At 63.3% G+C, this 19,775-nt stretch carries 20 protein-coding genes and 1 pseudogene; 15 read left to right on the top strand and 6 right to left on the bottom strand.

The features are described from left to right. Positions 1–161: 161 nt before the first annotated feature. The 5 genes from NKH37_RS05900 (at position 162) to NKH37_RS05880 (ending at position 5,792) form a co-directional block, all read left to right on the top strand. Positions 162–1,805, top strand: a complete 1,644-nt coding sequence (locus NKH37_RS05900; protein ID WP_352909169.1) for an MFS transporter — start codon at positions 162–164, stop codon at positions 1,803–1,805. 138 nt (positions 1,806–1,943) lie between these two features. Then, positions 1,944–2,804: an FAD binding domain-containing protein gene (locus tag NKH37_RS05895; protein WP_353004756.1), complete on the top strand. Its 861-nt coding sequence runs from the start codon at positions 1,944–1,946 to the stop codon at positions 2,802–2,804. After that, on the top strand, positions 2,804–3,280 hold the full coding sequence (locus tag NKH37_RS05890; RefSeq protein ID WP_023720228.1) for a (2Fe-2S)-binding protein: 477 nt from the start codon (positions 2,804–2,806) through the stop codon (positions 3,278–3,280). The genes NKH37_RS05895 and NKH37_RS05890 overlap by 1 nt, the downstream gene beginning before the upstream one ends. Before the next feature lie 2 nt (positions 3,281–3,282). Beyond that, entirely contained in the window at positions 3,283–5,547 is a 2,265-nt protein-coding gene (locus NKH37_RS05885; protein WP_352481977.1) for a xanthine dehydrogenase family protein molybdopterin-binding subunit, read from the top strand. After that, positions 5,547–5,792 (top strand): MoaD/ThiS family protein, encoded by a 246-nt coding sequence (locus NKH37_RS05880; protein ID WP_352845597.1) that lies wholly within the window; start codon positions 5,547–5,549, stop codon positions 5,790–5,792. The genes NKH37_RS05885 and NKH37_RS05880 overlap by 1 nt, the downstream gene beginning before the upstream one ends. Before the next feature lie 274 nt (positions 5,793–6,066). On the opposite strand, the gene NKH37_RS05875 is transcribed toward NKH37_RS05880, so the two are convergent. Continuing rightward, positions 6,067–6,960 carry a LysR family transcriptional regulator gene (locus NKH37_RS05875; RefSeq protein WP_353004755.1) on the bottom strand — a complete coding sequence of 298 codons (894 nt, stop codon included), beginning with the start codon at positions 6,958–6,960 and terminating at the stop codon, positions 6,067–6,069. 149 nt (positions 6,961–7,109) lie between these two features. Between NKH37_RS05875 and NKH37_RS05870 the strand changes: the two genes are divergently transcribed. From NKH37_RS05870 to NKH37_RS05835, 8 genes are all read left to right on the top strand, one after another. Continuing rightward, a complete protein-coding gene (locus tag NKH37_RS05870) occupies positions 7,110–8,300 on the top strand; it encodes an MFS transporter (protein ID WP_353004753.1) in 1,191 nt (396 codons plus the stop codon). Then, positions 8,297–8,767 carry a cyclophilin-like fold protein gene (locus tag NKH37_RS05865; protein ID WP_352857028.1) on the top strand — a complete coding sequence of 157 codons (471 nt, stop codon included), beginning with the start codon at positions 8,297–8,299 and terminating at the stop codon, positions 8,765–8,767. The genes NKH37_RS05870 and NKH37_RS05865 overlap by 4 nt, the downstream gene beginning before the upstream one ends. 19 nt (positions 8,768–8,786) lie before the next feature. Continuing rightward, on the top strand, positions 8,787–9,182 hold the full coding sequence (locus NKH37_RS05860; protein WP_352481974.1) for a (R)-mandelonitrile lyase: 396 nt from the start codon (positions 8,787–8,789) through the stop codon (positions 9,180–9,182). A gap of 25 nt (positions 9,183–9,207) precedes the next feature. Further along, on the top strand, positions 9,208–10,224 hold the full coding sequence (locus NKH37_RS05855; RefSeq protein WP_353004751.1) for a zinc-dependent alcohol dehydrogenase family protein: 1,017 nt from the start codon (positions 9,208–9,210) through the stop codon (positions 10,222–10,224). 58 nt (positions 10,225–10,282) lie between these two features. Next, complete coding sequence (locus tag NKH37_RS05850) at positions 10,283–10,711, top strand: lipocalin-like domain-containing protein (RefSeq protein WP_352481972.1); 429 nt, start codon at positions 10,283–10,285, stop codon at positions 10,709–10,711. 40 nt (positions 10,712–10,751) lie between these two features. Continuing rightward, the gene (locus NKH37_RS05845; RefSeq protein ID WP_353004750.1) at positions 10,752–11,933 is read left to right on the top strand and encodes an arabinose transporter; all 1,182 of its coding nucleotides are present in this window, start codon (positions 10,752–10,754) and stop codon (positions 11,931–11,933) included. Positions 11,934–11,939: 6 nt separating this feature from the next. Then, on the top strand, positions 11,940–12,299 hold the full coding sequence (locus NKH37_RS05840; RefSeq protein ID WP_352640245.1) for a GNAT family N-acetyltransferase: 360 nt from the start codon (positions 11,940–11,942) through the stop codon (positions 12,297–12,299). A 201-nt stretch (positions 12,300–12,500) separates the two neighbouring features. After that, the gene (locus tag NKH37_RS05835) at positions 12,501–13,064 is read left to right on the top strand and encodes a GNAT family N-acetyltransferase (RefSeq protein WP_353004748.1); all 564 of its coding nucleotides are present in this window, start codon (positions 12,501–12,503) and stop codon (positions 13,062–13,064) included. A 90-nt stretch (positions 13,065–13,154) separates the two neighbouring features. On the opposite strand, the gene NKH37_RS05830 is transcribed toward NKH37_RS05835, so the two are convergent. Continuing rightward, positions 13,155–13,553, bottom strand: a complete 399-nt coding sequence (locus NKH37_RS05830) for a GFA family protein (protein WP_353004747.1) — start codon at positions 13,551–13,553, stop codon at positions 13,155–13,157. 225 nt (positions 13,554–13,778) lie between these two features. Next, the gene (locus tag NKH37_RS05825; RefSeq protein WP_353004745.1) at positions 13,779–14,231 is read right to left on the bottom strand and encodes an Lrp/AsnC family transcriptional regulator; all 453 of its coding nucleotides are present in this window, start codon (positions 14,229–14,231) and stop codon (positions 13,779–13,781) included. Between the two features lie 118 nt (positions 14,232–14,349). Here NKH37_RS05825 and NKH37_RS05820 point away from each other — a divergent pair, with 118 nt between their 5' ends. Further along, on the top strand, positions 14,350–15,360 hold the full coding sequence (locus NKH37_RS05820) for a nucleoside recognition domain-containing protein (protein ID WP_352481966.1): 1,011 nt from the start codon (positions 14,350–14,352) through the stop codon (positions 15,358–15,360). 38 nt (positions 15,361–15,398) lie between these two features. Here the strand turns inward: NKH37_RS05820 and NKH37_RS05815 are convergent, their stop codons facing one another. Then, a complete protein-coding gene (locus NKH37_RS05815) occupies positions 15,399–16,511 on the bottom strand; it encodes a TauD/TfdA family dioxygenase (RefSeq protein WP_023720215.1) in 1,113 nt (370 codons plus the stop codon). A 256-nt stretch (positions 16,512–16,767) separates the two neighbouring features. After that, a pseudogene (locus NKH37_RS05810) lies at positions 16,768–18,548 on the bottom strand (chloride channel protein). Between the two features lie 260 nt (positions 18,549–18,808). On the opposite strand from NKH37_RS05810, the gene NKH37_RS05805 reads away from it, so the two are divergent. After that, a complete protein-coding gene (locus tag NKH37_RS05805; RefSeq protein WP_023720213.1) occupies positions 18,809–19,093 on the top strand; it encodes an SCP2 sterol-binding domain-containing protein in 285 nt (94 codons plus the stop codon). Between the two features lie 51 nt (positions 19,094–19,144). Here NKH37_RS05805 and NKH37_RS05800 read toward each other — a convergent pair whose 3' ends face one another. Next, positions 19,145–19,747, bottom strand: coding sequence for a GNAT family N-acetyltransferase (locus tag NKH37_RS05800; RefSeq protein WP_352640205.1), 603 nt, complete (start codon positions 19,745–19,747; stop codon positions 19,145–19,147). Positions 19,748–19,775 lie beyond the last annotated feature (28 nt).

Here is a 19,775-nt window from a genome sequence, read left to right as displayed (position 1 = left end):
CGCGCCCGGACGGGCTCCGCGCTCGCTATCTTGTTGTTGGACCATGATCTTTCTCGAGAATGCGTTCGCCCTTTGCGCTGTGATGTTCTATTTTTTGAATCCTTGGCTTGAGGGGCCGATTCATCGCAAGAACAAACGCATTTGAGCCCGGGAAAGCATCGATGAACGAGGACACACCGGAAAGCGAAAGCGCCTCGGCGCTGGCGCCGTTCCGGCACGGCATCTTCCGGGCGGTGTGGTCCGCCAGCCTCGTCTCCAATTTCGGCGGCCTCATCCAGGGCGTCGGTGCCGCCTGGATGATGACGACGATCGCTACCTCGTCCTACCAGGTCGCATTGGTCCAGGCCTCGACCACTTTGCCGATCATGCTCTTCGCGCTGCTGGCCGGCGCCATCGCCGACAGTTTCAACCGGCGCAAAATCATGCTGATCGCGCAGATCTTCATGCTCGCCGTCTCGGCTCTTCTCACCGTCTTCACCTATCTCGACCTGATGACGCCGTGGACGCTGCTCGCCTTCACCTTCCTGATCGACAGTGGCACCGCGCTCAACAGCCCGTCCTGGCAGGCTTCGGTCGGCGACATGGTGCCTCGTCCCAAGGTGCCGGCGGCGATCGCGCTCAACTCGATGGGCTTCAACCTGACGCGCAGCGTCGGCCCGGCGATCGGCGGCATCATCGTTGCCGCCGCAGGCGCCGCCGCGGCCTTTGCCGTCAACACGCTGAGCTATGTCGGCCTCATCGTCGTGCTGGCCCGCTGGAGGCCGGAACTGCCGGCATCGACCTTGCCGCGCGAGACGCTGGGCGCCGCGATGGGCGCTGGCCTGCGCTACGTCGCGATGTCGCCCAATATCGGCAAGGTGCTGGTCAGGAGCTCGGCCTTCGGCTTCAGCGCCGGCGCGGTCCTGGCACTGCTTCCCCTGGTCGCGCGCGACGTCGTCAAGGGCGACGCCTTGAGCTACGGCATCATGCTCGGCGCCTTCGGCATCGGCGCCGTCGGCGGCGCGCTGACCAGCGTCAGGCTGCGGCAGCTGCTGTCCAGCGAAACCATGGTGCGCATGGCATTCGCCGGTTTCGCGCTCTGCGCCTTCAATGCCGCCGTCAGCGAGAATGCCTGGCAGACCTCACTCGGCTTGCTGGTCGGCGGCGCCTGCTGGGTGACAGCGCTTTCGCACTTCAATGTCACCGTGCAGATGTCGACGCCGCGCTGGGTGGTCGGCCGCGTGCTTTCGGTCTACCAGACCGCAACCTTCGGCGGTATCGCGCTCGGCAGCTGGGTCTGGGGCGTGGTTGCCGACGCCCATGGCGCCGAAGTCGCCCTGATGGCGGCCAGCGTCGCGATGCTGGCGGGAGGCGCCATCGGCCTGCTGCTGCCGCTGCCGCAGCAGGCCGTGCTCAACCTCGATCCGCTCAACCGCTTCCAGGAGCCGCATCTGGCACTTGATCTGAAGCCGCGCAGTGGTCCCATCGCCATCATGATCGAATACGTGATCCGCAACGAGGACGTGCCGGAATTCCTCGCCACCATGGCCGAGCGCGGCCGCATCCGCCGTCGTGACGGCGCCCGCAACTGGACATTGGCGCGCGATCTCGAAAATCCCTCGATATGGATCGAGCACTACCACACGCCAACCTGGGTCGAATATATCCGCCACAACAGGCGCGCCACCTACGCCGACGCGGTCATCGGCGAGCGCATAAGGGCCCTGCACAGCGGCAACGAGCCACCCCGCGTCCGCCGCATGATCGAGCGGCCGACGACAGCCGGCACGGCGCTGGTGATGCCGAAGGGACCGATCGAGCATTAGTGGCTGGCGGCGCGTCCAGTTGGACGAGCAAATGAAAATTGCGGCGCCTGGCCCAATCCGCGAATGTACGAATGGGATGGCCATTGTGGAGAGACGGTTTATATCAGTTGATGTGATTATGACCACTAAGGGGAGACGATGCGTTACATACGTCCGCTTTCAATTGAAGACGCCGCCGGCCTGTTGGCCGGCTCAGCCGGCACGGCCGCCATCCTTGCCGGAGGCAGCGACCTCTTGGTGAGAATGAAAGGCGGCTTTATCGAACCCGACCTGATCGTCGACATCAAGGCGATCGATGGGCTTGGCGAGATCAGGGAAACAGCCGAGGGCTTCAGCATCGGCGCGGCGGTCCCGTGCGCCATGCTGGGCGAGAGCAAGGCCCTGAAGAACGCATGGCCCGGCGTCGTCGAAGCGGCCAAGCTGATCGGCTCGAAGCAGGTGCAGGGACGCTGCACCATCGTCGGCAATCTGTGCAACGCCTCGCCGGCCGCCGACAGCGTGCCGGCGCTGGTAGCCGCTGGCGCCAGGGCGGTGGTCGTCGGCCCGGGAGCCAGGCGCACGATTGCCGTGGAAGCGGTACCGACTGGGCCGGGCAAGACGTCGCTGACCAAGGGCGAGATCATCGAGGCAATCCTGCTCGACAAACGTCTGCCGCGTTCGGGCGATGCCTATCTGCGTTTCATTCCGCGCACGGAGATGGACATCGCCGTGGTAAGCGCCGGCGTGAACCTGATGCTCGATGAGCAAGGTCGCGTCAAATTCGCCCGCCTGGCGCTGGGCGCCGTGGCGCCGACGGTGATTCTGGTCGAGGAGGCCGCCGAGGTTCTCATCGGCTCCAAGCTGGACGAAGCCACGCTGGAAAGGCTCGCCAAGGTCTGCTCGGGGGCCTGTCGTCCGATCGACGACAAGCGAGGCACTATCGAATTCAGACGGAAAGTTGCGGGTGTGCTGGCCAAGCGGGCCGCCACGACCGCCTATGCACGTGCAGGAGGCAAATAATGGCTGGTGTGGCAGTATCAACGACAATCAATGGCGACAATGTCGAGTACCTTTGCCAGCCGGACGAGACGCTGCTCGATGTCCTGCGCGATCGCCTGGGGCTGACGGGCGCCAAGGAAGGCTGCGGCACCGGCGACTGCGGCGCCTGCAGCATCATTCTCGACGACCGGCTGGTGTGCTCGTGCCTGGTGCTCGGCGCGGAGGCTGAAGGCCGGCGCATCGAAACCATCGAGGGCATGGCGCATGGCGACAAGCTGCATCCGCTGCAGCAGAAATTCCTGGAACACGCCGCACTTCAATGCGGCATCTGCACGCCGGGCTTCCTCATGGCGGCCAAGGACCTTTTGGCCAAGAACCCCGATCCGACCGAGGAGGAGATCCGCTTCGGCCTCGCCGGGAACCTCTGCCGCTGCACCGGCTATGACAAGATCGTGCGTGCCGTTCAGGACGCCGCGAGCGTGATGAAAGGAGCATGACGATGAATTTCGATCCACGTTACTCCGGACGCAATTTCACCTCTGTCGGCACGCGTCCCATCCGTCCCGACGGCGTCGACAAGGTGACGGGCCGCGCACGCTATGGCGCCGACTTCAACATGGCCGGGCAACTGGTCGGGCGCGTTCTCAGAAGCCCCCATGCGCATGCCACGATCAGGAAGATCGACACGTCGAAGGCGGAGAAGCTCGCCGGCGTCAAGGCGGTGATCACCGCGGCCGACCTGCCCGACCTCACCGACGGCGATGCCGCCATGTACGACATCCTCGACAACTGCATGGCGCGCAAGAAAGCGCTCTACGACGGCCATGCTGTGGCCGCGGTCGCTGCAGTCGATGCCCGCACGGCGAGGCAGGCACTGAAGCTGATCGAGGTCGACTACGAGGTGCTGCCGCATGTCACCGACGTCGACGAGGCGATGAAGCACTCCTCACCCGTGCTCAACGACGCCATCTTCACCGAGGGCCTTGAGCAAAAGCCCGTCAAGCCTTCCAACGTCACCAAGCGCACCCAGTACGGCCATGGCGACATCCATGAAGGTTTCGGCCAGGCCGATTTCGTCGTCGAACGCTCCTTCAAGACCGAGCAGACGCACCAGGGTTATATCGAGCCGCATGCCTGCGTGGCCAATGTCAGCTCCGACGGCACCGCCGATCTTTGGGTCTGCACGCAAGGGCATTTCGTCTATCGCCAGCACTGCGCGCAGCTGCTTGGCATGGAGGCCTCGAAGCTGCGCGTCACCTCGTCGGAGATCGGCGGTGGTTTCGGCGGCAAGACCCATGTCTGGGCCGAGCCGGTGGCGCTGGCGCTGTCGCGCAAAGCCGGCCGGCCGGTCAAGCTGGTCATGACGCGCGACGAGGTGTTCCGCGCCTCCGGCCCGACTAGCGCCACCTCGATCGACGTCAGGATCGGCGCCCGTAAGGACGGCACGATCACGGCGGCCGAGGCCACGCTGCGCTATTCCTGCGGCCCCTATGCCGGCATGTGGGCTGAGATCGGCGCCATGACCGCCTTTGCCTGCTACAAGCTCGAGAACGTCAGGACGGTCGGCTACGAAGTGCTGGTCAACCGGCCCAAGACGGCGGCCTATCGCGCGCCGTCGGCACCGATGGCGGCGTTTGCGGTGGAAAGCGCGGTCGACGAGCTGGCCAAGGAGATCGGCATGGACCCGGTTGAGTTCCGGATCAGGAACGCGGCGCAGGAAGGCACCAGATCGTCTTACGGCCCGGTATACGGCCCGATCGGCATCGGCCCGACGCTGGAAGCGGCGAAGAGCCATCCGCACATGAAGGCGCCGCTCGGCAAGAACCAGGGCCGCGGCATGGCCTGCGGCTTCTGGTTCAACTTCGGCGGCCAGACCTGCACCGACCTCAACATCGGCATGGACGGTTCGGTCTCGCTTGCCGTCGGAACCGTTGACGTGGGTGGCTCGCGCGCCTCGCTTTCGCTGGTGGCGGCAGAGGAGCTCGGTATCCCCTATGAGCAGGTCAAGGCGGTGGTCGCCGATACCTCCAGCCTCGGCTACAACGATATGACGGACGGCAGCCGCGGCACCTTCTCGTCTTCGATGGCGACGATCTCCGCCGCCCGCAACGCCATCAAGATCCTGCGGGATCGCGCCGCGCAGACGTGGGACATCCCGGTCGACGACGTGGTCTGGGAAAAGGGCCACGCGATCGCTAGGGGCGAGAAGTACGGCAACCTTGCTGCGCTGTCGCTGAAGGAGATCGCGGCCGCGTCGGGCAAGACGGGCGGACCGATCGCCGGCCACAGCGAGCTCGTCGCCGACGGCGCCGGCGTCTCCTTCGCCACCCATATCTGCGATATCGAGGTGGATCCGGAGACCGGCTTCACCAGAGTGCTGCGCTACACCGTCGTTCAGGACGCCGGCAAGGCGGTGCATCCGACCTACGTCGAGGGGCAGTACCAGGGGGGTGCCGCGCAAGGCATCGGCTGGGCGCTCAACGAAGAGTACATCTACGGCAAGGACGGGCGGCTGCAGAACCCTGGCTTCCTGGACTACCGCATCCCGGTCTGCTCGGACCTGCCGATGATCGACACACAGATCCTCGAGATCCCCAACCCTAACCATCCCTACGGGGTGCGCGGCGTCGGCGAGACCTCGATCGTGCCGCCGCTGGCGGCGATCGCCAATGCAGTCTCGAATGCGGTCGGCGTGCGCATGGCGCATATACCGATGTCGCCGCCGCGCATCCTGGCGGCGATCGAGGCGGAACGGGAAGGCTGATGGTTGAAGTAACGCTCTGGGGATCGCTCGGCGCGATCGCCGGAGGCAAGAACAAGGTCGAGATCGAGGCGAAGGATATTCGGGAGCTGTTCAGGAAGCTGGCTGAGCAGTATCCCGGCCTCGAGCCCTACATCGATCGCGGCATCGCCGTCGCTATCGACGGTACGATCTATCGCGACACCTGGTCGAAGGAACTGCCGGAAGGGGCGGAGATATTCCTGCTGCCGCGTCTTGCCGGGGGATAACTGGACAACCGTGTCCCTACCATCGACGACCAAGACTTGGCCTAGGCTCGAGAAAAACCTTGGCTATCCACGAGAATTCTTGGCCAGTTCAGCCGGCGAGTTTGGCTCCTTTTCGATGACTGCTTCTGTGTCAATCACAGACATAGAGGCGAGCGAGCTACACGTCTGCTTTGAGGCGAAAGCAGCCGCCCGCAGCGTAGAAGTCAAATGGCTTGGATCAGAACCTACCATTTACCAATGTCAGCTTCATGATTCATAGGCACAGTCTTGGGAGTCAGATGCGATGGCGGAGCGCCTCAATGATCACCGCCATCGCAGGCGAGAGCTGTCGCCTGCTCGGGTAGTAGAGGTGATAGCCCGCAAATGGCGGACTCCAGTCGTCAAGCACGAGCCTAAGGCATCCCTTGGCGATGTGGTGGCTGACGAGGTTTTCCGGGACATAGGCGATCCCGAAACCGCTTATCGCAGCCTCGATCATGGGAATGGACGAATTGAAGGTGAGCTGGCCTTCCACGCGCACACGAAGGTCGCGGCCATCCCTGGCGAATTCCCAGGCATATAATCCGCCGAACGTCGCCTGCCGCATATTAATGCAGTCATGATTGACCAGATCCTGCGGTGCGGTCGGAACCGGATGGCGGGAAAAGTACTCCGGCGAAGCCACGGCCACGAGCCTCCAATCCGGCCCGATGCGCACTGCGATCATATCCCTGTCGATGCTCTCACCAAGCCGCACGCCTGCGTCGAAGCGCTCCTCCACAATGTTCTTCATGCCGTTGTCGCTGTAGAGTTCGACGCACACGTCAGGATAGTCGCTGAGCAAGGGCTGCAGCTTCGGCCAGACGGTCGTCTGGAGCGCATGGTCGGAAAGCGTGATACGGACCGTTCCGGAGGGCTTGTCGCGAAAGGCCACCAGGCTTGCGAGGTCCGCTTCGATTTCCTCGAAGCGGGGAACAAGAGATTGGAAAAGTCGCTCGCCGGCCTCGGTCGGTGCGACGCTCCGCGTCGTACGTGTCAGCAGGCGGACGCCGAGACGAGCTTCAAGCTCCTTGATTGTCGAACTCAGGGTCGACTGCGAGGTTCCGAGCTTGGCCGCCGCCTTGGTGAAGCTCCGTTCCCGCGCGACCGCCACGAACCATAGCAGATCCTTCATGCCATCGCGCTGCATAGGGTACCTCCCGTCGGATATTTATATCATGAGCAGATAAGTCCATGCGAATTACTTAGTCTAATAGAATGGGTTCCTCTGCAATATCTTCTGGCATCGCGACGGCGTTGGCGGCTGATCCGCCCGGTCGCCCTGCAAGGATGCCAATTATGGAAACGACGTACGACACAAGGCTTGTCGGTGACCGTGCCGCATGGGGCGCGGTTTTGGCGATGGCGCTGTGTGTTTTCGTGCTCATCGCGTCGGAATTCATGCCGGTCAGCCTGCTGTCGCCGCTAGCGGCCGATCTCGGCATCACCGAGGGCCGCGCGGGACAGGCGATCTCGATTTCGGGCGTTTTCGCCGTCGTGACCAGCCTGCTGGTCGCCGGCCTCACGCGCCATATCGACCGCCGACTGGTCGTGACCGGCTTCACCCTCCTCCTCATCGTGTCCGGTTTGGCTGTCACCTTCGCGCCGAACTACGCGTTCCTCATGGTCGGCCGGGCGCTGCTCGGCATCGCGATCGGCGGGTTCTGGTCGATGTCGACCGCGATCGTCATGCGCCTCGTGCCGCAAGACATGGTTCCGAAGGGTCTCGCCATGCTGAACGCCGGCAATGCCATTGCGGCCACCATCGCCGCGCCGCTGGGCAGTTTTCTTGGCGCCTATGTCGGCTGGCGCGGCGCTTTCTTCCTCGTCGTGCCGTTTGGGCTTCTGGCGCTGGCCTGGCAGTGGACAAGCCTGCCGGCGCTGCCCCCGCGCCGGGGGAAGCGTTCAGGCAATCCACTGGCGCTCCTCGGCCGTCTTCCCGTCGCCCTCGGCATGGCGTCGATCATGATGCTGTTCATGGGCCAGTTCGCGCTCTTCACCTATCTGCGGCCCTTCCTCGAGGGCGTCACCCGGCTCGACATCGCTGCTCTCTCGGCGATCCTGCTGGCGATGGGGCTGGCGGGGGTGCTCGGCACATGGTGCGTCGGCCGGCTTTTGTCCACGCGTCTGTTCAGCATCCTCATCGTCATCCCGCTGGTCATGGCGGCCTTGGCCGCTGCGCTCATCGCCCTTGGTGCCCTCCCCGTTCCCACAGCGCTGCTGCTCGTTGCCTGGGGCTTCTTCGGCACGGCCGCGCCCGTTGGCTGGGGCACGTGGCTCAGCCGGACGTTGCCAAACGACGCAGAGGCCGGCGGCGGGCTGCAGGTGGCAGTCATCCAGCTCGCCATCACCGGCGGCGCCGCGATCGGCGGCACGCTCTTCGATACGGTCGGCTGGTGGGGAGCGTTCACTCTAGGTGCAGTGCTGCTCTGCGGATCGGCGCTCGCCGCCCTTGCCGCATCGCATATGGCCCGGAGATCTTTGCCATGATCATCGAGCGTGCGCCGCTTAACCGCCGGACATTGCTCGGCGCCGCGCTCGCGGTGGCGGCCCTGCCTCGAGCAGCCGCCAGCCAAGAAGGCGAAGCCCCAGTCAGCCAGGAGTCAACCAACATGAAGATCAGGATGATTTTCAACGGCCGCATCATGACCGCCACGCTCTACGACAATCCGTCGGCGCGCGATTTCTTTTCCATGCTGCCGCTCGATCTCAAGATCGAGGACTACGCGCATAACGAGAAGATCGCCTATCTGCCGCGCAAGCTGACAGAGAAGGGAAGTGGTCCGTTCGCCAACGAGCAGCCCTACGACCTCTGCTATTTCACGTCCTGGGGTAACCTGGCCATGTTCTACGCCGACTATCGCCATCCCGGGCTGATCAGGCTCGGCCGCTTCGACGAGGGCGAGCAGGCCCTGCACATTCGCGGCGAGTTCCCGCTTCGCATCGAACGCACTTGAGGACACAAAGGAGATCACCATGGACATTCTTCGCGCTGGCACGAGGCCTTCCGGCAAGGGACCACCTGACTGGTTCACCGGAACGGTGCGGATCGATCCGCTCTTCAATCCCTTCGATGCCGGGCGGGTTCAAGGCGCACAGGTGACCTTCGAGCCCGGCGCCCGCACCGCTTGGCACACGCATCCGCTCGGCCAGACGCTGATCGTCGTCTCGGGCCTGGGCCGCGTGCAGCGCGAGGCTGGCCCGGTCGAGGAAATCCGTGCCGGCGACGTCGTCTGGTTCGCGCCCGGCGAAAAGCACTGGCACGGCGCGTCGGCTCAGATTGCCATGACCCACATTGCTCTCCAGGAGGTCAAGGACGGCAAGGTCGTGGACTGGCTGGAACATGTCAGCGACGCCGACTACCGCGCTTGATCTTCTCCACTCGAAAGGAACCAAAATGCTCGCAACCGTTCTTCACAAACCGGGCGACATCCGCTGCGAGGAGATCGCTGATCCGCAAATCATGCGGCCGACGGACGCCATCATCAAGCTCTCGGCAAGCTGCATCTGCGGCTCGGATCTGTGGCCCTATCGCGGGCTGCAGCGGGTCGACGGCCCGATGCATATGGGCCACGAATATTGTGGCATCGTCGTCGAGGTCGGCGCAGAGGTGCGCACGGTGCGCCCCGGCCAGTTCGTCGTCGGCTCGTTCTGCCTCTCCGACAATACCTGCCCGCATTGCCGCTTCGGCTTCCAGTCGTCCTGTGTGCAGCGCGAGTTCATGTCGGGCGCGCAGGCGCCTTACGCCCGCGTGCCGTTGGCGGATGGCACACTGGTCGCCACCGCCGAGGTGCCGCCGGCCGAACTCATCCCTGACCTGCTGGCTGTGTCCGATGTGCTCGGCACCGGCTGGTATGCGGCCGACGCAGCCGAGGTCCGAGAAGGATCGACGGTGGTGGTGGTCGGCGACGGTGCGGTCGGCCTGATGGGCGTGCTTGCGGCCAAGGAGATGGGCGCCGAGCGCATCATCGCCATGAGCCGGCACGCCAGCCGCCAAAAACTCGCCCGCGAGTTCGGCGCGACCGACATCGTCGCCGAGCGCGGCGAGGAAGGTGTGGCCCGGATCAAAGAGCTCACCAAGGACGTCGGCGCGGACTCGGTGCTGGAATGCGTCGGCACGGCGGAATCCTTCGACCAGGCGCTGGCCTGCTCTCGCCCCGGCGGCACCATCGGCTATGTCGGCGTGCCGCACGGCGTGAACTTCGACGGCCAAAAACTGTTCTTCGGCCAGAAGCGCATGCTGGGCGGCCCGGCGCCGGTGCGCCGCTTCCTGCCCGACCTTATGGGCCGTGTGCTGCAAGGTCGGATCAAGCCCGGCAAGGTCTTCGACCTCAAGCTGCCGTTGGCCGAGGTCGCTGAAGGCTACCGCGCCATGGACGAGCGGCGCGCCATCAAGGTCATGCTTTCGGTGTGAGCGAAGATTGGGCGGACGGCCTGTCCGCACCCACAAATCAGAAAAGGAACAACGACATATGACGATGAGATTGAAGATTGCCGCCCTTGCGCTTTCGGTCGCCACGCCGGCTTTCTCGCAAGAGTCGCCGATCATCGGCGCATGGCGCATGAGGTCGCTCGAGGCCGGTGCCGAGGGAAGCCTCAAGCCCGTGCCATATTCCGGCCAAGTCATCTTCACCGAGGCCGGCACCCTGTCGGTGCAGGCGCAGAACCCCGACGCCAAGGCACCGGACACGCCTTACACAGAGAATGGCTACGAAGCCTATTACGGGCCGGTCGCTATCGACGACCAGGACAAGACCTTCGTCATCACGATCGAGTCCTCCCTGGTCCGCAACCTTGTCGGGAAGAGCATGAAACGCAAATTCGAAGTCTCGGACAACAAACTGGTCCTGACGCCGGACAATCCGGCCGAAGGCTGGCGCGTGACCTACGAACGTTACTGATCGGAACAGCCCGACTGTCAAAGTTTTATCGGTGGCCACAATGGCGCGGACTTCAGACCGAAATGGCGCGATAGCGGAACTGGTGCCAATCATGGCGGCTGTCTTCGCCGGCTTCCTCCTGATCGGCTTGGCGCTACCCGTCCTGCCGCTGCATCTTCACCAGCAGCTCGGCTTCGGCCCCTTCGCGGTCGGGCTGGTCACTGGCAGCCAGTTCGTCGCCTCGATGCTGTCGCGCATTGGGGCTGGAAACTATGCCGATGGGCGCGGCGGCAAGAGGGCCGTCGTCGTCGGCCTCATTGCCGCTGCCGTGGCGGGGCTATTTTACCTCGGCTCACTGACATTGCTCGACCGGCCGGTGGCGTCCGCATCGGCGCTGTTCGCCGGCCGGGCGGTACTGGGCGCGTCTGAGAGCTTCATCATCACCGGTGGCGTCGCCTGGGGCCTCTCCATTGCGGGCGGACAGAACTCCGGAAAGGTCATAGCCTGGGTGGGCACGGCGATGTTCGCAGCACTCGCGCTAGGCGCGCCGATCGGATCTGCGCTTTATGCGGCGAGCGGCTTCACCGCGATCGCACTGGCGACGATCGTCCTGCCGCTTGCAACGCTGCTTGCCATCCTGCCGATGCGCGGCGCCAGCGCCGCCGCGAGCAGCGTGCCGCAGTCATGGAGGAGCGTGGCGCAAGCGGTCTGGCTTCCCGGAGTGGGAGCAGCTTTCAGCAGTCTCGGCTATGGTGCGATTCTGGCCTTCGGCGCGCTGCTCTTTGCCGAGCGGGGCTGGCAGCCGGTCTGGCTTCCCTTCACGGCCTATGCCGCGTCGCTGATCGTGGCAAGGCTATGCTTCGGCCACCTGCCTGACAGGTTAGGGGGCGCACGGGTCGCCATGATCTTCGTGGCTGTCGAGGCTGCAGGGCTGATGCTGATCTGGCTTGCGCCCGGGCCCGTTCTAGCCGCCATCGGAGCGGGCCTGACTGGCCTTGGCTACTCGCTGGTCTATCCCGGCCTCGGTGCCGAGGCCGTGAGCCGTCTTCCGCCACGCAGCCGCGGCCTGGCCATGGGACTCTACACCGTCTTCCTCGACGTGGCGCTCGGCTTCGGCAGTCCGGCGCTCGGCTTGGTCGCCGCATCGGCCGGGCTGCAATTCGTCTTCTTCGCCGTCGCGATGGCGACGCTTCCGGCGTTGGGCATCGCTCTGCTGCTGGGTCGCCGTAACGCTCCACTATAGAGCCGGATAGTCTGGGCTCGAGATGTCGCGCAACTACGATCGCTCCCGCTTCGCGGGAAGCTGAGGCATCAGCCGAACCTGCTTTTGGTGGCGATAGAGGCCGATCAGGTCGTCGGATCGATCATGGCCGGGTATGACGGCCATCGAGGGTGGATATCGCGCATCGCTACCTTGCAGTCCCATCGCCAAAAAGGGATCGGCGAGGCCCTCATCCATGAGGCCGAAAGGCGGCTCGCCGGCCTTGGTTGCATAAAGATCAACCTCCAAATTGTCGCTTCCAATTCGACGGTTCTTGGGTTCTACCGAAAGTGCGGATACGAGGTCGAGGAGCGCATAAGCATGAGCAAACTGTTACCGAAAGTTTGAGGTGCTCCGCCGATTAACTCGTCGTCGCGGCTCGACGGCTCAGGTCCGTTGGAATCTTGCTGCCGGTCATTATTGTGGCAGGCGAACCTTTTCCGGGTGAATCGCGCTGCGGGATACGGCCGACGGCCGAAGCCGGGCGAAGTCCAGCCAGCCGGAGGGAGCCCTACATACGGTCGGATTACTGAAGCAGTGAGGACATGCATGCAGATCGCATCCAAGCCACGCGTCCACCTGGCAAGCCGTCAGGAACTGGATGGAATTGGGTTGCTCGTCTCAGAGGCTTTCGCATCGTTACGGCCCGTTCTGGCACCGCACATCTTCGAGCCCTACGTCAAGGATGCGCGGGATGTCGCGGGGCGTTGGGCGAAGGCTAGCGTCGCGGTGCTCGAAGCCGAGGGACGGCTCGTCGGGACGGTCACCTACAACGCCGATGCCGCCTTTGACCGCATGGGCTGGCCGCCCGGGCTGGCAGGCCTCAGGACCCTCGCGGTTGCTCCCTCGGCACAGGGCCGCGGATATGGCCGCGCGCTTTGCGAATGGTGCGTCATGCAAGCGCGTCGGCAAGGCTCAGGCGGCCTTGCGCTTCACACTGCCTCGTTCATGCCGTCTGCATGCAAGCTGTACGAGAGCCTTGGCTTCGAGAGACGCCCTGCTCACGACCTTTTCGCATCCGACATTATTGGCTTTGATCCAGCTCTCGGCGATCAGCAGATTATCGCCTACCTGCTGCCGCTCAAGCAGGTCGAGAGCAGCCACGATCGATAATGTTTGACCGCCGTTTGAACGGACGGGGGTATCATCTCGCTTCCGGACGCTGTCCTCAGCTTCCGCCGTTTGTCTCGATGCGAGCAGATCCTAGTCTTTCGTATAGTCAGGCCCAAAACGGGTCGGCAGGTTGTCGGCGAGTTTCAACCAAGGGAGCTTCTCCTCAAAGGCGACATGCAGCGTAGGTGCAAATTTTTCTGGCTCCTCCATCGCTGCCGCAAAAAAATGCATAACATCAGACATGTTCTTTGAGCGGAAGGACAGCGGCGTGCCACAGTGATCGCAAAATGTTCTTTCCACACCGGGAGAAGAGTTGAATATCTTCGGTAGCTTGCCCAGCCATCGCCATTGGCCGTTCAAGACGCCAATATAGGAGGTCATCGGCGCAGAACATTGCCGCCGACAACTTTCACAATGACAAACCACGCAGGCCTGTGCCGGGCCATCGACTTCAAAAGCAATAGCGCCACATAAGCAATGACCACGCATGCAAATTCCCCTTGAGTCAACAAGGACAGCTTCATGCCTGGGCGTGAGGGAGGCGCCATGAAATGCGTCGAGCTGGCGCCCAATTCCGACATTCGGCGCCAGCGATTGTCCTAGCGTGCGCTAGGCGTTCCTTCACTACCGCCTTTGCGGCATATTGAAAGTTCGTAAAGTTTCTTCGCCGGGCCGCTGAATTCACGGCCTAGCAGGTCTATCGCAACCCGAACACTACAGTGGAATTGCGGTCACTTCTTTGGCCGTTCGGATCACGAACATCGTTTGGTATCGCGCGACGTTGCTTCGGTCTCGGAACAGTCGCTCGCATAGCGCATCGAACTCTTCCATATCCGTCAGGCGGAGCATAAGGACGGCGTCGGTTTCGCCGCTCACGCTGTAGGCCTGAGTGACGGCCGGTTCCTGAGCGGCCAACTCGAGAAAGTCCCGCATATACTGCTCGCCATGACGCTCCAGTTCGACCGTGACGATCGCCTTCAAGCCCCGGCCAGCCTTTGCAGGTGCGAGAAGCGCGACAACGCGGCTAATGATGCCGCTTTTCTTCAGTCGTCGTATGCGGCGCAGGCAGCTCGAAGGGGAAAGCCCGACTAACCCCGCCAGTTTGGCGTTCGTTCGTGAGGCATCATCCTGGAGCAGGTTGAGAAGCCTTCTGTCGATCTTGTCCATCTCGGTCGCGCTCATCGTCGGTGTATTGCAATTTTATTGCACGAAATCGCAAACTTTGACCACAAATGCGAAGCGTCTCAGGTTACGCAGATGGCTCCAGGGATGATGGAGCAGCATGATGGCAATTTGCGCCGCCTTCAATCGCAAGACATTGGAAACGCTTGAAATCTATTGGGAACTGGTTCGCGTGATCGTTCCGGTTGCGATAGCCACGCGGCTCCTGCAGGACCTTGGCGTCATCCAGGCGATTTCTCCGTTCTTCTCCCCGCTCATGTTGCAGGTGGGGTTGCCACATGAACTCGCCTTTGCCTGGCTGACGGGATTGCTGGTCGGGATCTGGGGCGCGCTTGTGATCGTATTCACCTTGGTCCCGGTTTCGGCGCTCAGCACTGCCGAGATGACGGTTCTTTCGGCTCTCTTGCTGTTTGCACATGCCATTCCGATCGAGCAACGCATCATTCAGAGGGCCGGGCCGAGCTTCCTGGTCACCGCGGCGCTTCGTATTGGCGGGGGTTTGGTCTTTGCTATCCTTCTGCATCAGATATTCGCCATGACCGGATGGCTGTCAGGACCGGTGGCGCCGGCGTGGATGCCGACGAATGAAAGCACCGACTGGGGCGGCTTTCTCCTGGGCACAGTCAAAACCCTGGGCATCATGCTCATCGTTTTGCTTGCGCTAAGCTGGGTTATCGAGCTTCTCAAGATGGCGGGCATTTTGGAGTGGATGAACAGAGGACTTGCACCGCTCTTTCGGCTCGCCGGCATCGAAAAGCAGACGGTACCTTTCGCCGCTGTCGGCCTGTTTCTCGGGATTTCCTATGGCGCAGGACTGCTGATCCGCGAGGCGCGCACGCCTAGCGCGGAGCCGCGTCAGATATTCCTCGCCTGCGTGTTCATGGGTTTTGCCCATAGCCTCATTGAGGACACGTTGGTCGTTGTCGCACTTGGCGCCGATGCTACGAGCGTGCTTCTCGGTCGCCTAGCGTTTGCCGTGCTCGCGACCGCCGTGATCGCAAAAGTAATCAATGCGGTTCCCGACGCTCTTTTCTTCAAGACACTCTTCCACAAGGAAGAAGGCAGTTCGCGCAATCGGATTTCTGAGCCGGCGATTAGCGGACCGTTGACGTGAGCCGTCCTTACGCAGCAGCCGACATGTGTGTCGCATCACTATCGCGAGAGGACGCGAATCCGGCTCTGGAACTCACCACGATCGACATAGCATCCGCGCAGATGTCGCCGCCCGGTGTTCGGGTTGAACGATTGGCGGCCATGCAACACCCGGCGATTGTCGAAGACCGCCATTTCGCCGGCCTTCAGGCGGTAGGCTATTTGGAAACGCGGCCCGCGGATCATCATCATCAGCTTGCGATAAGCCGCATAAAAGGGCGCGCATAGGTCGGAGGGAAGGTCGATGACATCGACAAGATGGGCGTTGAACCGCAACTCCGTCACTTCCCCGTCGCGTTGCGTTACAATCACAGGAAACCGACCGCGCAGATCGTAGTTTTCATCGTGAAAACGATAGGGGATCTCGATCTCGCACAATAGGCGGTAGGCTTCCGGATCTTCCGCCTGTAGCGCGGCGACGACCGCAAACCCGTCGGCAAAGATCGATCCACCGCCCTCAGCGTCATTGGCGATACAATGCAGGAACTGGTAGCCGGGCGGCACCTCCTGGTTCGCGAGATCGGTGTGTAGCGGCAAGGCGACCGGCGTATAGGCCAGATTGTTCGGGTTCGGCATCGACACGACTTCGAACATCGTGCCGAAATTTGTCTGGCGCAGGAAACCAATCCGCTCGGCCGAACGCCGCCCCGCATCGGGATCATCGTCAAGCCCATCGACGATGGAGAGCCCGTATGCAGCCGTTGCCTTCAGCCAGGCGAGCAGATCGGCATCGCTTTGCAAGATGTCCCCGGCGGCGTGACGCGGCATGGTTTCAAGATTGATTGAGGCGTCCCAGAGTTTCGGAGCGATGTCGGCCGGATCGTCCCGCTTTCTGCCGGGACGGTAGGACTCAAAGAACTGGCTCGGGAATTCCTCCTCAGCCTGGTCGTTCTGCCAGACAATGCCCACAGCGCTGCCCCTGTCCCGCACGCTGATGGGTCTGAGCGAGGGGTCTACGCTGGTCAGGTCGAAAGTTCGTTCTTCGGTCTGCGGGTGAAACGCCGATGGTGCATTGTCCTTTAGCCAAAGCCAGGGGTAGCAGACTGTTTCGCCCGACACGAAAGTCACGGCAAGCGCGGTCTCCCGGGCTTCCACGGAAAGCAGGGTATTCATGATGATGTCTCTCTGAACACAGAATTTGATTTTCAGCTTGGATCAGGCCCGCAGGCCGTCAACCCAACGGTGGTGGCCACCACAAGCTCGGCTTCCCATAGCGATGGGATCCGGGATTTCTGTTCGGTTCTTCGAGCACGCCATCTCCAGGCGGAATCTGGCTCCAGATGAAATCTGGTTCAAAGCCACCGCGATGGTAGCGGTCATTCGCCGGCGGTGTCCAGCTAAATGCAGCGGGATCGCCATCCCCTCTCGGCTACCCCTCGCCCGACAGATCGCGCCGCGCCTTGTCGAGTTCCTCGGCATAGCGGCGCATCAGGTGGCCTTCGGTCAGCAAACCGACCACCTTGCGGTCGGTGAAATCCTCGACCACTGCCAATTCCTCGGCGCCGGCGCGCTGGAAGGTCTCGGCCGCCGACTGCACGTTCATGCTCGGCACCAGCACCGCATCCTAAATTTGGCGAAGGACAGCACCGGCATCTCGTCATCCGACAAATGGCTGTGCAATTCGGCGACGATCAGCACGCCGACATAGTGCAGTTCGGCATCCACCGCGATGACGCGCTGCGAGGCACCGAGCGGCACCTGCTTGCGGAATGTTGCAAGCGTCGTTGAGGCGTCGATGGTGCGGACATCCTTGCGCATCATCGAGCCGACCGTCAGGCTGCGCATCCAGCCTACATCATGGGCGCTGCGGATGGTTTCGCCGCGCAGGTGAAAGCGCCATGTCGAGAAGGAATAGCCAAACGTTTCTCGCACCAGGATCGCCGCCATGAGCGAGGCGGCCAGCACCACGCCGGTCAGCGTCAGGTCGCGGGTCGATTCCAGCGCCAGGAAGGTCATCGTCAACGGGCCACCGACGACGCCGACGGCGAGCGAGGTCATGCCGACGACGGCGGCGACGGCGGGGTCGATGCCGGTCGCCGGCGAGACGAACGCCATCGCGCCGGCGAACATCTTGCCGAGCAGGGCACCGAGGAACAAAGAGGCAAAGAACAGCCCGCCGCGGAAGCCGGAGCCGAGCGAGATCGCCGACGCCGACAGCTTCAGCACGAAGACGCTGGCCACCACGGCCAGCCCGTAATTCATCGCGAATTCGCGGTGCAGCGCGCCATGGCCGCTGGACAGGACCTGCGGCGTGATCAGCCCCAGCAGCCCGACCATCACGCCGCCGATGGCTGGGCGCAACGAGGCGTCGATCGACAGCCGCGCAAAGATGCGCTCGATCAGGCTCACCAGATGCATGATGGCGATCGAAGCACCGCCACCCAAAAGCCCGAGCAGCATGAACGGCAAATACTGGCTGACGGTGAGCGCCGGCAGACCCGCGAGCTCCAGCGGAAACGGCACGCCGCCGAACATTTCGGCGGTCAGCGAGGCCGAGATCGCGGCGGCCATCACCGGCGCGACATTGGCGACCGAATAGATGCCGATGACCAGCTCGAAACCGTAGAAGGCGCCGGTCAGCGGCGCATCGAAGGCGGCGGCGATCGCGCCGGCCGCACCGCAGCCGACGAGGATGCGGACATCGTTGCGGCGCAGCCTGAACAAGCGCGCCAGCCGCGACGCCAGGCCGGAACCCACCTGCGTGTAGCCGGCCTCGAGCCCGACCGAAGCGCCGAAGCCGCTCGAGATCATCGTCTGCCCGGCGATGATGAAAGTGTCGGTCAGCGACATGCGGCCGCCGTAAAGGGCGTTGGCTTCGATCGGATCGACCGGCGTGCGGAACTTCCGCTTTCTCAGCCAGATCACCGTCAGCCCGAGCAGGATGCCGCCGATCGCCGGTATCAGCGCTTGCTCCGGCCTTTGCAGCGAAAACATCGCCGAAAGCCGACCACCGGGCTGAACGCCGAACATAAGCCCATGCAGGACCTGCACCAGTTCGCTCATGCCGGTGACCAGCGCACCCGCTATCACCCCGACCAAAGCCGCCAGAATGACGACGGCGATGCCGCGCGCCTCGAGCAGCGGGATCGATCGGATCAGCACCGCGCGCAGTCGGCGGGCATAGACTTGCGGTTCGTTTCTGGAAAGCACCGGGGCGGCTCGCCGATATCAAAAGGGGAGTGGTGCCTGATACGCCCGGCGGCTTTGCATGGCAACAATGCCGGCCGCCAAGGTGTCATGCCCGCGTGATGCTGCGGCGATAAAGCCCATCTTCAGCTCGGGGAACCGCGTTGACGTAAACGTCAACCCGAAGCTATATGCGCCGACCGTGGCTGTAAAACCAGGCAAGCGGCTTCGGCCGGGTCGAAGCGCCAAGGCGCGACAAACGCAACCAGACGAGGAGAACCGCCATGAGCGTTCAGGAGATTGCCGACAAGATCAGGTCGCGCGTGGCGAGCGCCGGGTTCGATCGCTCCGTGAAATTCGACACCGGCAGCGACGGCGTCATCGTCATCGACGGCGCCGATGTCTCGACCACCGATGCACCGGCAGATTGCACCATACAGCTGTCGCTCGACGATTTGGACTCGCTGATATCAGGCGATCTCAACCCGACCATGGCCTTCATGTCCGGCAAGATAAAGGTCGAAGGCGACATGAGCGTCGCCATGGCGCTCAGCCAGCTGATCGGCTGATCGCTTAAGGTGAGACAAGCCGCCGCGCGCGACGACGGCGGCTTCGAACCATCAGGCAGCGAGCGACAGCCGCTGCGCCTTCAGCTTGCGCCCGGCCGCCTTCAACGTGCCCTGCGCGCCGTCGAGCGCGCCGACCACCAGTTCCCGCGCCAGCAGGCGGTGCCGCTCGTAAGGCCCCGGCATGGCCAGCGAGCCGGTCTTTGCGGCCGAAAACCCGAAGCGCTCGTAATAGGGTGCGTCGCCGACCAGCAGGATCGCCGCATGGCCAAGCCGCTCGGCCTCAGTCACTGCATGGCGCATCAGCGCCGAGCCGATGCCGGCATTTTTCAGCGCCGGGTCGACCGCAAGCGGGCCGAGCAGCAGCGCTGCCTTGCCGCCCTCGCCCAGCACCACGTCCCACAACCGCACGGTGCCGGCAACAGTGCCCGACGCATCGCGCGCGACAAAGGCAAGGCCCTCCGAAGGCCGGCGGCCGCGCCGCAGCTTTTCCGACGACTTTTTCCGGCGCTTCGGCCCCATGGCGCGATCGAGCAAAGCCTCGCGCGCGCCAACGTCGGCGGCGGTTTCGGCAGTGATGACAAAAGCGCCGGCAATCTCCCCCCTCGAGGGGGAGATTCCCGCGGCGCCTTCAACAATGAAATCCAAAACGTCCATTTCCGCGATCCTTCACGAGCGGATTGTT

Origin of the sequence: Mesorhizobium sp. M1217 (genome assembly GCF_040318275.1) — a bacterium.
GTDB lineage: Bacteria > Pseudomonadota > Alphaproteobacteria > Rhizobiales > Rhizobiaceae > Mesorhizobium.
The sequence above is the reverse complement of the archived record's forward strand: the minus strand, read 5'-3'. Positions and strand labels throughout refer to the sequence as shown.

Coding starts and splice junctions, on each gene's coding strand:
- NKH37_RS05865 (WP_352857028.1), top strand. CDS start 8,297: ATGATCATCGAGCGTGCGCCGCTTAACCGCCGGACATTGCTCGGCGCC.
- NKH37_RS05890 (WP_023720228.1), top strand. CDS start 2,804: ATGGCTGGTGTGGCAGTATCAACGACAATCAATGGCGACAATGTCGAG.
- NKH37_RS05845 (WP_353004750.1), top strand. CDS start 10,752: ATGGCGCGGACTTCAGACCGAAATGGCGCGATAGCGGAACTGGTGCCA.
- NKH37_RS05900 (WP_352909169.1), top strand. CDS start 162: ATGAACGAGGACACACCGGAAAGCGAAAGCGCCTCGGCGCTGGCGCCG.
- NKH37_RS05820 (WP_352481966.1), top strand. CDS start 14,350: ATGGCAATTTGCGCCGCCTTCAATCGCAAGACATTGGAAACGCTTGAA.
- NKH37_RS05875 (WP_353004755.1), bottom strand. CDS start 6,960: ATGCAGCGCGATGGCATGAAGGATCTGCTATGGTTCGTGGCGGTCGCG.
- NKH37_RS05880 (WP_352845597.1), top strand. CDS start 5,547: ATGGTTGAAGTAACGCTCTGGGGATCGCTCGGCGCGATCGCCGGAGGC.
- NKH37_RS05895 (WP_353004756.1), top strand. CDS start 1,944: ATGCGTTACATACGTCCGCTTTCAATTGAAGACGCCGCCGGCCTGTTG.
- NKH37_RS05870 (WP_353004753.1), top strand. CDS start 7,110: ATGGAAACGACGTACGACACAAGGCTTGTCGGTGACCGTGCCGCATGG.
- NKH37_RS05855 (WP_353004751.1), top strand. CDS start 9,208: ATGCTCGCAACCGTTCTTCACAAACCGGGCGACATCCGCTGCGAGGAG.
- NKH37_RS05885 (WP_352481977.1), top strand. CDS start 3,283: ATGAATTTCGATCCACGTTACTCCGGACGCAATTTCACCTCTGTCGGC.
- NKH37_RS05805 (WP_023720213.1), top strand. CDS start 18,809: ATGAGCGTTCAGGAGATTGCCGACAAGATCAGGTCGCGCGTGGCGAGC.
- NKH37_RS05825 (WP_353004745.1), bottom strand. CDS start 14,231: ATGGACAAGATCGACAGAAGGCTTCTCAACCTGCTCCAGGATGATGCC.
- NKH37_RS05860 (WP_352481974.1), top strand. CDS start 8,787: ATGGACATTCTTCGCGCTGGCACGAGGCCTTCCGGCAAGGGACCACCT.
- NKH37_RS05835 (WP_353004748.1), top strand. CDS start 12,501: ATGCAGATCGCATCCAAGCCACGCGTCCACCTGGCAAGCCGTCAGGAA.
- NKH37_RS05850 (WP_352481972.1), top strand. CDS start 10,283: ATGACGATGAGATTGAAGATTGCCGCCCTTGCGCTTTCGGTCGCCACG.
- NKH37_RS05815 (WP_023720215.1), bottom strand. CDS start 16,511: ATGAATACCCTGCTTTCCGTGGAAGCCCGGGAGACCGCGCTTGCCGTG.
- NKH37_RS05800 (WP_352640205.1), bottom strand. CDS start 19,747: ATGGACGTTTTGGATTTCATTGTTGAAGGCGCCGCGGGAATCTCCCCC.
- NKH37_RS05830 (WP_353004747.1), bottom strand. CDS start 13,553: ATGCGTGGTCATTGCTTATGTGGCGCTATTGCTTTTGAAGTCGATGGC.